General features: G+C 71.8%; 12 protein-coding genes. 9 read left to right on the top strand and 3 right to left on the bottom strand.

Features of this window, described 5'->3' with window-relative positions; all coding sequences use genetic code 11:
- Nucleotides 1-27 precede the first annotated feature (27 nt).
- Nucleotides 28-1890, bottom strand: coding sequence for an AAA family ATPase (locus tag ACZ4MF_RS36125; protein WP_467496841.1), 1863 nt, complete (start codon nt 1888-1890; stop codon nt 28-30).
- Between the two features lie 426 nt (nt 1891-2316).
- On the bottom strand, nt 2317-2937 hold the full coding sequence (locus ACZ4MF_RS36130) for a uridine kinase family protein (RefSeq protein ID WP_467496917.1): 621 nt from the start codon (nt 2935-2937) through the stop codon (nt 2317-2319).
- Nucleotides 2938-3152: 215 nt separating this feature from the next.
- Here ACZ4MF_RS36130 and ACZ4MF_RS36135 point away from each other — a divergent pair, with 215 nt between their 5' ends.
- The 8 genes from ACZ4MF_RS36135 to ACZ4MF_RS36170 all read left to right on the top strand — a co-directional run bounded on the left by ACZ4MF_RS36135 (nt 3153) and on the right by ACZ4MF_RS36170 (nt 12228).
- Entirely contained in the window at nt 3153-4109 is a 957-nt protein-coding gene (locus ACZ4MF_RS36135; protein WP_467496842.1) for a hypothetical protein, read from the top strand.
- A 74-nt stretch (nt 4110-4183) separates the two neighbouring features.
- Entirely contained in the window at nt 4184-5713 is a 1530-nt protein-coding gene (locus tag ACZ4MF_RS36140; RefSeq protein ID WP_467496844.1) for an amino acid permease, read from the top strand.
- Between the two features lie 180 nt (nt 5714-5893).
- Nucleotides 5894-7270 (top strand): peptidase C39 family protein, encoded by a 1377-nt coding sequence (locus ACZ4MF_RS36145; protein ID WP_467496845.1) that lies wholly within the window; start codon nt 5894-5896, stop codon nt 7268-7270.
- A gap of 101 nt (nt 7271-7371) precedes the next feature.
- Nucleotides 7372-7512: an SCO1431 family membrane protein gene (locus tag ACZ4MF_RS36150; RefSeq protein WP_358657992.1), complete on the top strand. Its 141-nt coding sequence runs from the start codon at nt 7372-7374 to the stop codon at nt 7510-7512.
- An 81-nt stretch (nt 7513-7593) separates the two neighbouring features.
- Nucleotides 7594-8247 carry a TetR/AcrR family transcriptional regulator gene (locus tag ACZ4MF_RS36155; protein ID WP_467496848.1) on the top strand — a complete coding sequence of 218 codons (654 nt, stop codon included), beginning with the start codon at nt 7594-7596 and terminating at the stop codon, nt 8245-8247.
- A 270-nt stretch (nt 8248-8517) separates the two neighbouring features.
- Nucleotides 8518-9690 carry an acyl-CoA dehydrogenase family protein gene (locus ACZ4MF_RS36160; protein WP_467496850.1) on the top strand — a complete coding sequence of 391 codons (1173 nt, stop codon included), beginning with the start codon at nt 8518-8520 and terminating at the stop codon, nt 9688-9690.
- 340 nt (nt 9691-10030) lie between these two features.
- Nucleotides 10031-11131, top strand: a complete 1101-nt coding sequence (locus ACZ4MF_RS36165) for an Rv3169 family protein (RefSeq protein WP_467496852.1) — start codon at nt 10031-10033, stop codon at nt 11129-11131.
- A 14-nt stretch (nt 11132-11145) separates the two neighbouring features.
- Nucleotides 11146-12228: a phosphotransferase family protein gene (locus ACZ4MF_RS36170; RefSeq protein ID WP_467496854.1), complete on the top strand. Its 1083-nt coding sequence runs from the start codon at nt 11146-11148 to the stop codon at nt 12226-12228.
- Nucleotides 12229-12257: 29 nt separating this feature from the next.
- Here ACZ4MF_RS36170 and ACZ4MF_RS36175 read toward each other — a convergent pair whose 3' ends face one another.
- Nucleotides 12258-12692, bottom strand: coding sequence for a hypothetical protein (locus ACZ4MF_RS36175; RefSeq protein ID WP_467496856.1), 435 nt, complete (start codon nt 12690-12692; stop codon nt 12258-12260).
- 244 nt (nt 12693-12936) lie between these two features.
- Between ACZ4MF_RS36175 and ACZ4MF_RS36180 the strand changes: the two genes are divergently transcribed.
- Nucleotides 12937-13377 (top strand): Lrp/AsnC family transcriptional regulator, encoded by a 441-nt coding sequence (locus ACZ4MF_RS36180; protein ID WP_067046457.1) that lies wholly within the window; start codon nt 12937-12939, stop codon nt 13375-13377.
- The last annotated feature ends 40 nt before the right edge of the window (nt 13378-13417 follow it).

Raw genomic sequence — 13417 nt, forward strand, 5'->3', positions numbered from 1 at the left:
TCCCCGCGTCCGTTCGGGGGAGGGCGCTCACATGCCCGGCGGATCCTGTGGGCCCCGCCCCGACAGCACCTCTCCGTACGCCTGCATCAGGTCGGGCAGCCGCAGCGTCGCCAGGTCGTCCCGGGAGAGCGCGCCCAGGTAGGCGGAGAGCCGCAGGTCCCGGTACGCGCAGCTCTTCTCGTACAGCGTCCGCAGGAAGCGGCCGTTGCCCAGCTCGTCGATCCACCCCTGATCGACCACGTGCCCGGCGATCGAGCGCAGCTCCTCCAGCGCCTCCTCGTCCCACACGTCCCCGTTCTCCGCCGCCAGCACCTTGCCGATCTCGGTGAGTTCCTGGGGCCGGTAGGAGGGGAAGTCGACACGGGTCGTGAAGCGCGAGGACAGCCCGGGGTTCGCGGCCAGGAGCCGGTCCATGCCCTCGGGATAGCCGGCCAGGATCACCACCAGGTGGTCCCGGTTGTCCTCGGCCCGCTTCAGCAGCACTTGCAGGGCCTCGTCGCCGTACGCGTCCCCCTTGCCGTACCCGGAGTTCGACAGCGAGTACGCCTCGTCCACGAACAGGACACCGCCGATCGCGGAGTCGATCAGCTCGTTGGCCTTCACGGCCGTCTGCCCGAGGTACTCGCCGACGAGATCCGCCCGTTGGGCCTCCACCAGGTGGTCCCCGCCGAGCAGGCCGAGCGCGTAGAAGACCCGGCCGAGGATCCGGGCCACCGTGGTCTTGCCGGTCCCCGACGGGCCGGAGAAGACGAAGTGCCGCTTCGGCGGCTGCACCGGCAGCCCCTGCCCGGCCCGCAGCCGGGCCATGTTCAGCTGCGCGGACAACGCCTTCACCTGGCGCTTGACCGGCTCCAGCCCCACCATGCGCTCCAGCTCGGCGAGCGCCTCCTCCAGCAGGGCGGGATCCGTCGGCCCGGCCGGGATCGGGGAGGAGGAGACCCCTGTCTTCGCGCGCACCGCCGGGTCGGCCACCGAGGGCAGGGGCCCGGTCGGCAGATCCGGCTCCGGCAGGCGCAGATCACGGCCCTCGGTGCCGAAGAGGGCGTCGAAGCCGTCCGGTCCGTCGACGCTGTCCTGCCCGGCGCCGGTCAGGCTGATCGCGGCCAGGTCGGCGGCGTCGTCGTACCCGTCCCCCTCGGCGATCGCCGCGAGGCGCGCCGAGGTGTCCATGAACGCGGGGTCGACGCGGTGCACGGCCCGGTACAGGGGGAGCGCCGCCGCCGAGCGGCCCGTGCCCTCGTGCGCCCGCGCCAGCCAGTAGCGCAGCTCCTTGCGCTGCGGCTGCTCGCTGCGGCAGCGCATCAGCGCCGCCGACAGCAGCGGCTCGGCCTGGCCGTACATCTCCAGCCGGACCCGGGCCATGCCGCCGAACAGGCCCGCCTCGATGCCGAGCAGGGGATCGTCCAGCAGCGGGTCGGTGTGCCGGACCAACTGCTCCCAGTCCTTGACCAGATAGGCCCGGCAGGCGTGCAGGAAGCGCACCTGGGGGTCGGTGTCGACGGGGGGCAGTCCGGCGAGCGCCCGGTCCAGCTCGGGCACGTGCCGGCCGTCCAGCCAGTGCGAGGCGTGCGCCAGCAGCAGATCGCGCGGGCTCTCCAGCACCGGCTGCACCCACCAGCCCAGCCAGTACCACGAGTTGAGGGGCCTGCGGTGCCGGGTGCGCTGCTCGCCGAAGCGGTCGCGGTGCCGGAACATTCTGAGCAGCGCGGTCGTCGTGTCGACCCGGAGCGCGTGCAGCCCGAGCCAGCCGTCCGCCATGCCCGGGTCCATCCGCACCGCGGTGCGGAACTCCTCCTCCGCCTGCGGATAGGCTCCCATCGTGTACGCGTCGACACCTCGCAGCCAGGCGAGGTCGGCCGGAGCGTCGGGGCCCTGCGTGCCGAAGTCCATCCGTCCCCCCACAGACCGTGCCCCCGTGGTTCACCACCGGGCGGACGCCCGGGGCCGCCGCGGTCGAACCGCCGTGCCGCGGACCGGAGTTGCAGTGTGCGAGGCAGCCGCTCGTCGCTCGCACCGATGGCATCGTACCCGCGCCGGGACCGCCTGCCGAAGGGTGCCGTAGGGGCCGTTTGACGAGGTGGGAGCGGACGGGGCGGACAGACTTCGTGACCGAGGGTGAGCGGCTCGATGCGCGGAGCGCCCGGAAAGCGGCATTAGGGCAGTACGAAGCCCCCGGTCACGGGGGAACAACCGGGGGCTTCGCGTTGGTGGGCGGTTCCGATTGACCGCACATTGAGAACGTAAGACCTGTACGGGACCCCGGTCAAGCAGAGTTGAGGCACTCGGAGAAGTTCACCCGCAGGGGCCTTCACGGCTTCACCACATTGCCGATGTCCCGTCACTCAGGGTCACGGCCTGGTCCGGTCCAGGGGTTGACCCGGGTCCCGGCAGCACCTCGTACCCCATCGGTGTCTGTGTCACCAGGAGATCGGCATGGGGGTACGAGGGGTCGGCGGCGAAGTGCGCGCGCTCCGCCTCGACCCAGCCGTCCCAGAACTCCCGCTGCTCCGCCCCGTCCCGCAGCCGGCCGCGCGCCCAGGACTCCTCCCGGGGCAGCTCCATCCACAGCAGCCGCGCCAGATGCGGCCGCAGCTCCCGGCGGCCGGCGCCGACGCCCTCCAGCAGGATCACCGGCGCGGCGGGCAGCGGCCGCGTCGCGCCGAAGGCACGGGCCCGCCAGTCGTAGGGGGTGTAGTGCCCGCTCTCGCCGCGGGCGAGCGGGCCGACCACCTGGGCCATGAGCCGGTCCGTCCAGTCGAAGAGCTGCTCGTGGCTCGCGACGTCGTCGAGGTGCAGCACCGGCGCCCCGTCCAGCGCGGCGGCCAACTGCCCGGCGAACGTGGACTTTCCGGAGCCGGCGTGCCCGTCGACGCCGATCAGCCGGACCGGCCCGAGGGAGGGCGGGAGCCGGCGCAGCCGGGCGGCGAGGTCGCGAATGACGGTTCCCGAGGTGTGCGGTGGTGTGGGTGGATTTCCGGAAACAGTCTAGTCGAGGCTTGAACCATCGGCTGGCGGCCAGTCAATGGCCCGGAAAAACATTCGGGAAATCACCTGACCGATATGTCGAATTCGGCGTTCCGGGGGTGCCCGCCCGTGAGTAGGGTGCCTCCAGCGCAACTGACCATGCGTCGTACGGGGACTGGTAGGGGAACATGGCCGCGGAGTTATTCGAAGGGCAGTATGTGTGGCATCCGGCCGCCGACGACCGTGTGCTGGCGAGTGTATGCGTCGACGTGCGTGCCGGTCGTTATCGATACGCGTACGAGGCGCTCGCCGAGACGCGTTCCGACTTCGGCCTGCGCGCCCATCGCTCGCTGGTTATCGCCTCCGAGGCCGCCGGCACCGATCTGGTCGAGCGCTGGCTCGACGAGGAGCCGACCCCCGAGGCCGCGCTGATGTGGGCCCGGGTCGCGGTGCAGCGCGCGCTGCGGGCCGCGGACGCCCACGACGAGCGCGCCGAGGCGCTGGAGCGGATCGCCCTGACCGCCTGCGACCGCGCCGCCGCCCTGGCCCCCGCGGACCCCACCCCCTGGGCGGCCAAGCTCGCTATGGCCCGGCTGCACCGGCTGCGCGACCCGGCCCCGCACGGCCTGCTCACCGCCCCGCCCGGCCCCTGGCGGCTGTTCGCCCACGTCCTCTCGCTGGACCCCTGGCACCGCGAGGCCCACCACCGCTTCCTCTCCTTCTTCTTCACGCGCCACGGCGGCTCCGTCAACGCCGCCTGGGACGTGGCCGCCTTCCTCAGCCAGCGGGCGCCCGCCGACTCCGCCCTGCGGCTGCTGCCCCTGGTGGCCCTGGTGGAGAGCTACAACCCGACCCAGTTGCTCGCCGACCAGGTCTGGGAGCAGCCGCAGTGGCGTGCCACCGCGCTCGCGATCTACCAGAACTGGCTGCCCGCGGTGGCCGGATACCGCTTCACCCCGGTGCTCGACCTGGCCTACCTCGCGCACGCGCTGGTCATGGGCCAGCGCGAGTTCGAGGCCCGGGCGGTGTTCACGGCGATGGGCCCGTACGCCTCGCGCATGCCCTGGAGCGCCTTCGGCGACCCCGCCGAGCAGCTCTCCCGGGCCCGGCGCGCCTGCGGCCTGCCCGTCCCGGGGCCCGCCTGACCCCGCACGGTCTCCGCCCCCGGGAGACGCGTGCTCCGCCCCCACCGAGAGAAAGGCGAACAGTGTCGGAACGGATGTCGGCTCCACGGGCGAAGGCCCGTGCGGGCGAAGAGGCGGTCGCGCTCGACGACGACGCGACCCTGCATGCGATGGGCTATCCGCGCAAGCTCACCCGGCGCTTCCAGGCGTTCGACAATTTTGCGATCTCCTTCACCATCATCAATATCCTCTCGGGCATTTTCTCCTCCTTCGGATTCGGAATGGGTGCGGGCGGCCCCCGCATTCTCGTTTTCGGCTGGATCGGCGTGTCCGTGATGGTGCTGCTCATCGGCGCGGCCATGGCGGAAGTCGCCTCGGCCTATCCGACGAGCGGCGCCCTGTATTTCTCCGCCGGTAAACTCGCCAAGCGGCACAAAGGGGCCTGGTCCTGGTTCACGGGCTGGCTGAACTTCGTCGGCCAGATCGGCGGCACCGCCGCCACGGGCTATGCGGCCGCCACCTTCATCCAGGCCTTCGTGAGCCTCCAGTGGCCGTCCTACCAGCCGACCACGCATCAAACGGTGCTGATCACAGCGCTGGTCATCGTGGTGCAGGGGCTCGCCAACACCTACACCGTGCAGCTCGTCGCCGTACTGAACCGCATTTCCGTGTGGTGGCTGCTGATCGGACTGGTCGTGATCGTGGGCGCACTCATAGTGATCCCGGATCACCATCAACCGGCTTCGTTCGTGACGCATTTCGAGAACAACACCGGCTTCACGAGCGGACTTTACGGCGGCATGCTCGGTCTGCTGGTGACCAGCTGGACCTTCACCGGCTTCGACGGCAGCTTCCACATGTCGGAGGAAACGGTCCGCGCGACGGTCAACGCGCCGAGGGGGATCACCCGCGCCATCGGCTATTCGGCGATCACCGGCCTGATCCTGATGCTCGCATTGGTCTATAGCATTGGCGACTACGCCAAGGAAGCCGGCGCGGGCGCACCACCCGTGCAGATCCTCATCGACGCACTCGGCCTCGGCACCGCCAAGGTCATGCTCCTCATCGTCATCGGCGCGATGCTCTTCTGCGGTCTCGCCAACCTCACCAGTAACACCCGGCAGATCTTCGCCTTCTCCCGGGACGGCGCGATGCCCGGCTCGCGCTGGTGGCACTCGGTCTCGACGCGCACCCGTACGCCCGTGAAGGCGGTCTGGCTCGCGGTCGTCTGCTCGCTGGCCCTCGTCGTGCCCGGCTGGTGGTCCCACACGGCGTTCACCGCGATCGTCAGCGTCAACGTGGTCGGTCTCTTCCTCGCCTACGCCGTGCCGATCTTCCTGCGGCTGCGGCTCGGGGACGGGTTCGAACCGGGCCCCTGGCACCTGGGCCGCTGGGGCCGGCCGGTCGGCTGGCTCGCGGTGATCTGGATCCTGCTCAGCAGCGTGCTGTTCATGCTGCCGCAGGCCTCGCCGCTCACCGTCGACTCCTTCAACTACGCGCCGATCGCGCTCGCCGCCGTCCTGCTCGTCGCGACGGTGTGGTGGTTCGCCACCGCCCGCCGCCGCTTCCAGGGGCCGGTCAGCTACGGCGGCCCCGACGAGGTGGCGGCGATGGACCTCGTGTGACCGCCCGTGCCCCGCACCCCGCGATCCCAGGGGCGCGGGGCACGGGGCCAGAGGCGCAGACCAATATTCATCGCGCGGCATGCGCCGAAGCGCTGGCAGGGGCATGGCGCCTGCCTCATAGTTGGCGCAGACCACCTACCGGACCAGCCCCGACCCGGACACCTGGGGGTAACCGCGCCCATGAGCAGAGCCCAGCAGCCGTCCCGCAGAACCGTCCTCACCGCCGCCGCAGTGGTCGCCGCAGCCGCGGCCGGCGCCGCGCCCCCCGCTGCCGCCGCCGCGCAGCGGACGTCCGCCGGGGCCGGCCGGCCCGCCCGGGCGCAGGCCCGCCCCATCGACTACCGGGCCTGGACCACGTACCGCCAGTGGCGCCTCGGCGCCGCCGAGGGCGTCCGGGCCGTCTCCGGCGTGCGCCCCGGCGTCGTGATCGGCATCCCCGCCGGCCGCACCGACTACACCGACCCGCACACCGGCACGACCGCCACCTGGGAGTACGCCGTGTGGACCGGTCCGGTCCACCTCCTCGCCGTCCCGGCCACCGAGGTCGTCGCCTCCTGGAACGCCCACACCCCCGAGGGCACCTGGCTCCAGGTCGAACTGCGGGGCACGTACTCCGACGGCACCGCCACCCCCTGGTACGTGATGGGCCGCTGGGCCGCCGGCGACCAGGACATCAGGCGGACCTCGGTGGACGGCCAGGGCGACGGCAGGAGCGCCATCTCGACCGACACCTTCGCCATCGCCGACGCGAGCACCGGTCTGCGCCTGGTCTCGTACCGGCTGCGCCTGACCCTCTACCGCAGGCCCGGCACCGAGCTGACCCCGACCGTCTGGCGGCTCGGCGCCATGGGCTCCGACGTCCCCGACCGCTTCACGGTCCCGGCCTCCGCCCCCGGCCTCACCCACGAACTGACCGTCCCGCGCTACTCGCAGGAGATCCACAAGGGCCAGTACCCGCAGTACGACAACGGCGGCGAGGCCTGGTGCAGCCCCACCTCCTCGCAGATGATCGTCGAGTACTGGGGCGGCCGGCTCACCCCCGAGCAACTGGCCTGGGTGGACCCGTCCTACGCCGACCCGCAGGTCGACAACGCGGCCCGGTTCACCTACGACTACCAGTACGAGGGCTGCGGCAACTGGCCGTTCAACGCCGCCTACGCGGCCACCTTCGACGGCATCCAGGGCGTGGTCACCCGGCTCGCCTCGCTCACCGACGTGGAGACGCTGGTCGCGGCCGGCATCCCGGTCATAACATCCCAGTCCTTCCTGGCGAGCGAGCTGACCGGCGCGGGCTACGGCACCTCCGGCCATCTGATGACCGTCATCGGCTTCACCGCGGAGGGCGACGTCATCGCCAACGACCCGGCCTCGCCGGACGACGCAGCGGTCCGACGGGTCTATCGCAGACGGGAGTTCGAGAACATCTGGCTGCGGACCAAGCGGTACAACGCCGCCGGCAAGGTCGTCTCCGGCAGCGGGGGAGTCTGCTACCTCTACTTCCCGGCGCGTCCGGACCCGCGCCGGCGCGAGGCGCTCGCGGCGGTGGGCGTGCGCTGACCGTGTGAGCAAGCTCATCACCGCACAAGCCGTCGCGGGTGGCAAGGTGGACAAATGGGTGGGGAACCTGCTCTGTACGTCCGACCTCTGCGAGTAACTCCATGACCGCACACCCGGCCACCGCCACCCGCGCCCGCACCGGAGGGCCCCGCGACGACGGCCCGAAGATCGTCGAGCACGTCATGGGATGGGTCCTCGTGGCCGTCGTCGCGATGCTCGTGACCCAGCTCGGTCTGCTCTGATCCGACCCGCTCACGCGTGCGGCTTGTTCTGACATACTGCGGATGTCCCGCCGACCGCCTGGAACAGGGTCGAAATTGAACATGCCGCACCAGCGTGCCGCCGTCCGTCCCCGGATGCGCGGCACCGAGCGCTCGGTCGCGCGTCGCGCCGAACTCATCGCCATCGGGCGGAAGTTGTTCGCCGACACATCCTACGACGCGCTGTCCATGGACGACATCGCCCGCCAGGCGCATGTCGCCAAGGGGCTGATCTACTACTACTTCCAGTCCAAGCGGGGCTACTACCTGGCGATCATCCAGGACTCCGTGGCCGACCTGGTCACCTTCGCGGCGAGCGGGCTCGACCTGGCCGCCGTCGACCGCGTCCACCGCACCATCGACAGCTATCTGCGCTACGCCGAGTATCACCAGGCCGCGTACCGCACGATCGTCAGCGGCGGCGTCGGCTTCGACGCCGAGGTGCACGCCATACGGGACGGCGTGCGCGAGGCGATCATCGACACCATCGCCGAGGGCGCCTACGGCCGCCGGGACATCTCCGCTCCGGCCCGGATGGGCCTGCTGTCCTGGGTGTGCAGCGTCGAGGGCGCGACCCTGGACTGGATCGACCGCCCCGGGCTGTCCCGCGACCTGATGCGCGAGCTGCTGGTGAAGACGCTGGGCGGCGTCCTGCGCGCCGTCGAGGAGCTGGATCCGGCCCACCCGGCCCCGCAGCCGGCCCGCCGCGACACCTGAGAGCCGGTCGTCCCGCGTACGTCCGGCGCGGGAACCTCCGTCACTTTCTGTTGAAAGTTGCATGCTCCGAGTAGTGATGCTTTCTTGAAGTAAGCGGTCGTTAACTGGTGACGGGAGGTCCCTGATCGGGCATACTCACAGCGCAGAGCCGCTGGTCAGCAACTCCTGAGACCCAGGAGCGGGCGCCCGCGGCCATCCAGAACGATCAGGCGGAGCAGCTCCCACCCCACGGGCCACCCGCCTGTGCCCGACAGGGAGGAGACCGACGCCATGTCCGACCGCGACCCGCAGCCGGTGGAGCGTCAACTGCCCACGGAAGAGGCGAGGGACCTGCTCGCGCTCGTCCGTGAGATCGCCCAGCGCGAGATCGCGCCGACGGCCGCCGAGGAGGAGGAAGCGGGCCGCTTCCCGCGCGAGGTCTTCACCCTGCTCTCCGAGTCGGGACTGCTCGGCCTGCCGTACGGCGCCGAGTACGGCGGCGGCGACCAGCCCTACGAGGTCTACCTCCAGGTCCTGGAGGAACTGGCCATGGCCCGGCTCACCGTGGGCATGGGCGTCAGCGTGCACACGCTCGCCTCCTACGCCCTCGCCACCTACGGCACCAAGCAGCAGCAGGTCGAGCACCTGCCCGCGATGCTCGGCGGCGGTCTGCTCGGCGCCTACTGCCTCTCCGAGCCGTCCTCCGGCTCGGACGCCGCGTCCCTGCGCACGAAGGCCGTGCGGGAGGGCGAGGAGTGGGTGCTGAACGGCACCAAGGCCTGGATCACCCACGGCGGGATCGCCGACTTCTACACCGTGATGGCCCGCACCGGCGAGGACGGCCCGCGCGGCATCACCGCCTTCCTGGTCCCCGGCGACGCCCCCGGCCTCGGCGCGGCCGTGCCCGAGAAGAAGATGGGCCTGAAGGGCTCACCCACCGCACAGGTCCACCTCGACGGCGTCCGCATCGGGGACGACCGGCGGATCGGCGAGGAGGGCCAGGGCTTCTCCATCGCCCTGTCCGCCCTCGACTCCGGCCGGCTCGGCATCGCGGCCTGCGCGATCGGCCTCGCCCAGGCCGCCCTGGACCAGGCGGTCGCCTACGCCGGCGAGCGCCGCCAGTTCGGCCGCCCCATCGCCGACTTCCAGGGGCTGCGCTTCATGATCGCCGACATGGCCACCCAGATCGAGGCCGGCCGCGCGCTCTACCTCGCGGCGGCCCGGCTGCGCGACGCGGGCAAGCCGTTCGCCCGGCAGGCCGCCATGGCCAAGCTGCACTGCAGCGACACGGCCATGAAGGTCACCACGGACGCCGTGCAGATACTCGGCGGCTACGGCTACACCGCCGACTTCCCGGCCGAGCGCTATATGCGCGAGGCCAAGGTCCTCCAGATCGTGGAGGGCACCAACCAGATCCAGCGGATGGTCATCGCCCGCCATGTGGCGGGACCCGAGGGTCGCTGAACTGCCCCCTACGGACCGTCGGGGCCGCCAGCCTGAGCCACTCCGGGTCGTGGCGGCCCGGCAGGGTGCGGCCCCGGTCGGCCCACGCCCGCATGAGCGCGCGGTAGATGGGCGGATCCTGCGGCGCCGGCGGAACCGATTCCGCGGGGCGCGGGACGAAGAGTCGGCGCTGACGCCCGGTGTCCTCGTACATGAGGGTCATACCCGGGCAACGCCGTCCAGGCCGGACAGGTCACCGCCCCGCGGAATCGGGCGTCAGTTCACGCACGTCCGGTTCCCGCTCTGGCCACCTCCCGCCTAACTGACGTACCGTCAGCGAACCGTCCACCAGGGGGTGTCCGTGGCCGACGACCGTCCCGTACCGCTCGACGAGTACCCCGTGCACCAGGTGCCGCTGTCCATGAAGCACGTGGCCACCGGGGACCGCAACGCCTACGACCGCTGCATCTTCCACGTCTTCGACCACGCCGGACGCGCCCTGCTCGTCCTGGGCCTCGGCGTCTACCCCAACCTCGGCGTGATCGACGCCTACGCCACCCTGCGCAGCGGCGACACCCTGCACGCCGTCCGCGCCTGCGACGCCCTCGGCGAGGACCGCATGCGGCTCGCCGTCGGTCCGCTGCGCATCGAGGTCGCCGAGCCGCTGCGCCGGCTGCGCCTGATCTGCGCGGACGAGCAGCTCTCGTACGACCTCACCTGGACGGCCGCCTTCCCCGCGCTCTGGGAGCCGCACCACCTCCAGCGCCGGGGCGACCGGCTCACCCTGGAGGGCCGCCGCTTCGTGCAGGCCGGCACCGCCGAGGGCGTGATCCGGGCCGGGGGAGAGGAGTTCCGGGTCACCGCCGCGGACTGGACCGGCACCCGGGACCGCAGCTGGGGCGTGCGACCGGTCCCGGGCGAGGACGGCGGACCGCTCGCCGAGAACCACCCCACCGAGGGCTTCCACTGGATCTGGTGCCCGGTCCGCTTCGAAGACCGCTTCCTGATGGTCGTCACCCAGGAGGACGCCGACGGCCACCGCTCCCTGAACGACGCGACCCTCGTCCGCCCCGGCCACCGCGACCGCCAACTGGGCTGGCCCCAGGCCGAGATCAGCTACCGCTCCGGCACCCGCCACCCGCGGCGGGCGGTCGTCCACCTGGGCGATGCCCGCAGCTCCCGCCAACTCGACGTCGAGATCCTCGCCTCCTCGCCGCTCGCCGTCGGTGCCGGCTACCCGCCCGCCGACGACTGGCAGCACGGCACCTGGCGCGGACCGGGCTGGACCGACCGCCGCACGTACGACATGACGGCGCCGCACCCCCTCGCCGCCTACGGCGTCACCGACCACTCCGCCCGCTTCCGGCTCGACGGACGCACCGGGTACGGCATCTTCGAACACGGCTCGTTCGGCCGGCACGACCCGAGCGGCTTCACCGGCTTCGACTCGGTCGCGCCCTGAGGGAGGAGCCCCGCATGCGCCCCCGCACCAGCACCCGCGACCCCGAGGAAGTCGGCCGCCGCCTCACGGCCTGGCTCGGCACCCGGCTGCCCGGCGCCAAGGCCACCGGGATCACCGTCCCGGCCTCCAACGGCATGTCCAGCGAGACCCTGCTGTTCGACATCGAGCACCCCCGACCACCGCTGCGCTCCTGCGCGTTGCGGCTGGCCGCGGACCCGTCGGCGTACACCGTCTTCCCGGAGTACGACATGGCCCGCCAGTACCGCACCCTGCGCCTCGTGGCCGAGCGCACCGACGTGCCCGTGCCCCAAGTGCTGTGGCTGGAGGAGGACCCGGAGCCGCTCGGGGCGCCGTTCTTCGTCATGGAACGCGTGGCGGGCCGGGTGCCGCCGGACGTCATGCCGTACACGTACGAGGGCAGTTGGCTGCACGCGGCGAGCGAGGCGGAGCGCGAGCACCTGGAGGCGGCGACCATCGGGCTGCTGGCCCGGCTGCACGACCAAGTCCCCGCCGCAGAGGCCGACTTCCTGTCCCTGCCCGGCGACGGCGACGCGCTGCACCGCCATGTGTCGGCCCAACGCGCCTACTACGCCTGGGTGATCGACGGACTGCCCCGCTCGCCGCTGATCGAGGCCGCCTTCGACCGGCTGGCCCGCATCTGGCCGGGCGAGCCCGGCGCACCCGTCCTCACCTGGGGCGACGCGCGCATCGGGAACGTGGTCTACGACGGCTTCGACCCCGTCGCCGTGCTCGACTGGGAGATGGCGGCGCTCGCCCCGCGCGAGGTCGACCTCGGCTGGACGGTCTATCTGCACCGCTTCTTCCACGACCTCACGGTCGGCTCCGGACAGCGCGGCCTGCCCGAACTCCTGCGCCGCGACCGGGTCGAGGCGCGCTACGCACGCCTGACCGGGCACACCCCGCGCGACATGGACTTCTACCTTCTCTACGCCGCCCTGCGGCACGCGATCGTCATGCTGCGCGTCGCCTATCGCCAGGTGCACTTCGGAGAGGCCGCCGTGCCGGCGGACCCGGACACGCTGATCCTGCACCACGCCGACCTGCGCGCCATGGTGCGGGGCACGTACGGGAGTTGAGCCGGCCGGCCGGCGGGAGTCGCGGTGGCTCAGGCGGCCTGGTGGCGCATCTCCGGCACGCGCATCGGGCGCGAGCCCGGGCCGCCGACGTGCGAGAAGGGCTGCGTCCGCCAGTTCAGACCCTGGGGGAGCGTGAGCAGCAGGGCGGTGTCCTGCTCCTGCGGCTCGGCGGACTCGTCCGCCGAGCGGGCGTCGGCCGCCGCGCGGCCCGTACCCGCACAGACCGTGAGCCCGAACGGGTTCCACGGCGAGACGCACAGCGCGTGTTCCGGCAGGATCTCCTCGCCCGCCAGCAGCGCGATCGGCTGCGCGCAGTCCGGGCAGATCACCCGGTACATCTCGAAGGTGTCGTAGGCGTCCGGTTCGTCGTCGAGGGCGTCGGGTTCGGCGTACTCCGGCTCGGGCTCGACGACCGGCTGCTGTCGCTTGGACGTGGTGCGACCAGGGCGATGGACACTCTGCATGGGATTCTCCCCCTAAGGCTGGGCCGTGAAGGCGCTGCGGCCTCGACCACAGCAAGCACTTCCCGTCCGGTCCCGGGGGTAATCACGAGAACATCACGGAGACCGTTCGGGGCGTGTGTCGTTCGTCACATGCCGCGTGCAGGTGCGTGCGCTGGGCGATTCGCGGTGCTTTTCGTCGCGAACCGGCCATGACCTGCACTCTCGGCTACCCCGGGAGATCAGGCGCAGGGTAGGTTTTGGCGCCATGGAGGAGCTGGACCGACAGATCGTGCAGCTGCTCGTCAAGGACGGGCGGATGAGCTACACCGACCTGGGCAAGGCCACGGGCCTGTCCACGTCGGCCGTGCACCAGCGGGTGCGGCGGCTCGAACAGCGGGGTGTCATCCGCGGCTATGCCGCGGTGGTCGACCCCGAGGCCGTCGGGCTGCCGCTCACCGCCTTCATCTCGGTGAAACCGTTCGACCCCAGCGCCCCCGACGACATCGCGGACCGCCTCGCCGGCGTCCCCGAGATCGAGGCCTGCCACAGCGTCGCCGGCGACGAGAACTACATCCTCAAGGTCCGCGTGGCCACCCCGCACGAACTGGAGGAGCTGCTGGCCAGGCTGCGCAGCCTGGCGGGCGTCTCGACCCGGACGACCGTGGTGCTGTCGACGCCGTACGAGGCGAGACCGCCGAAGATCTGACCCTTCGGCGGCGGGCGCGCTGAGCGGTGCCCCTGGTGCG

Source organism: Streptomyces sp. NPDC025793, assembly GCF_055558375.1.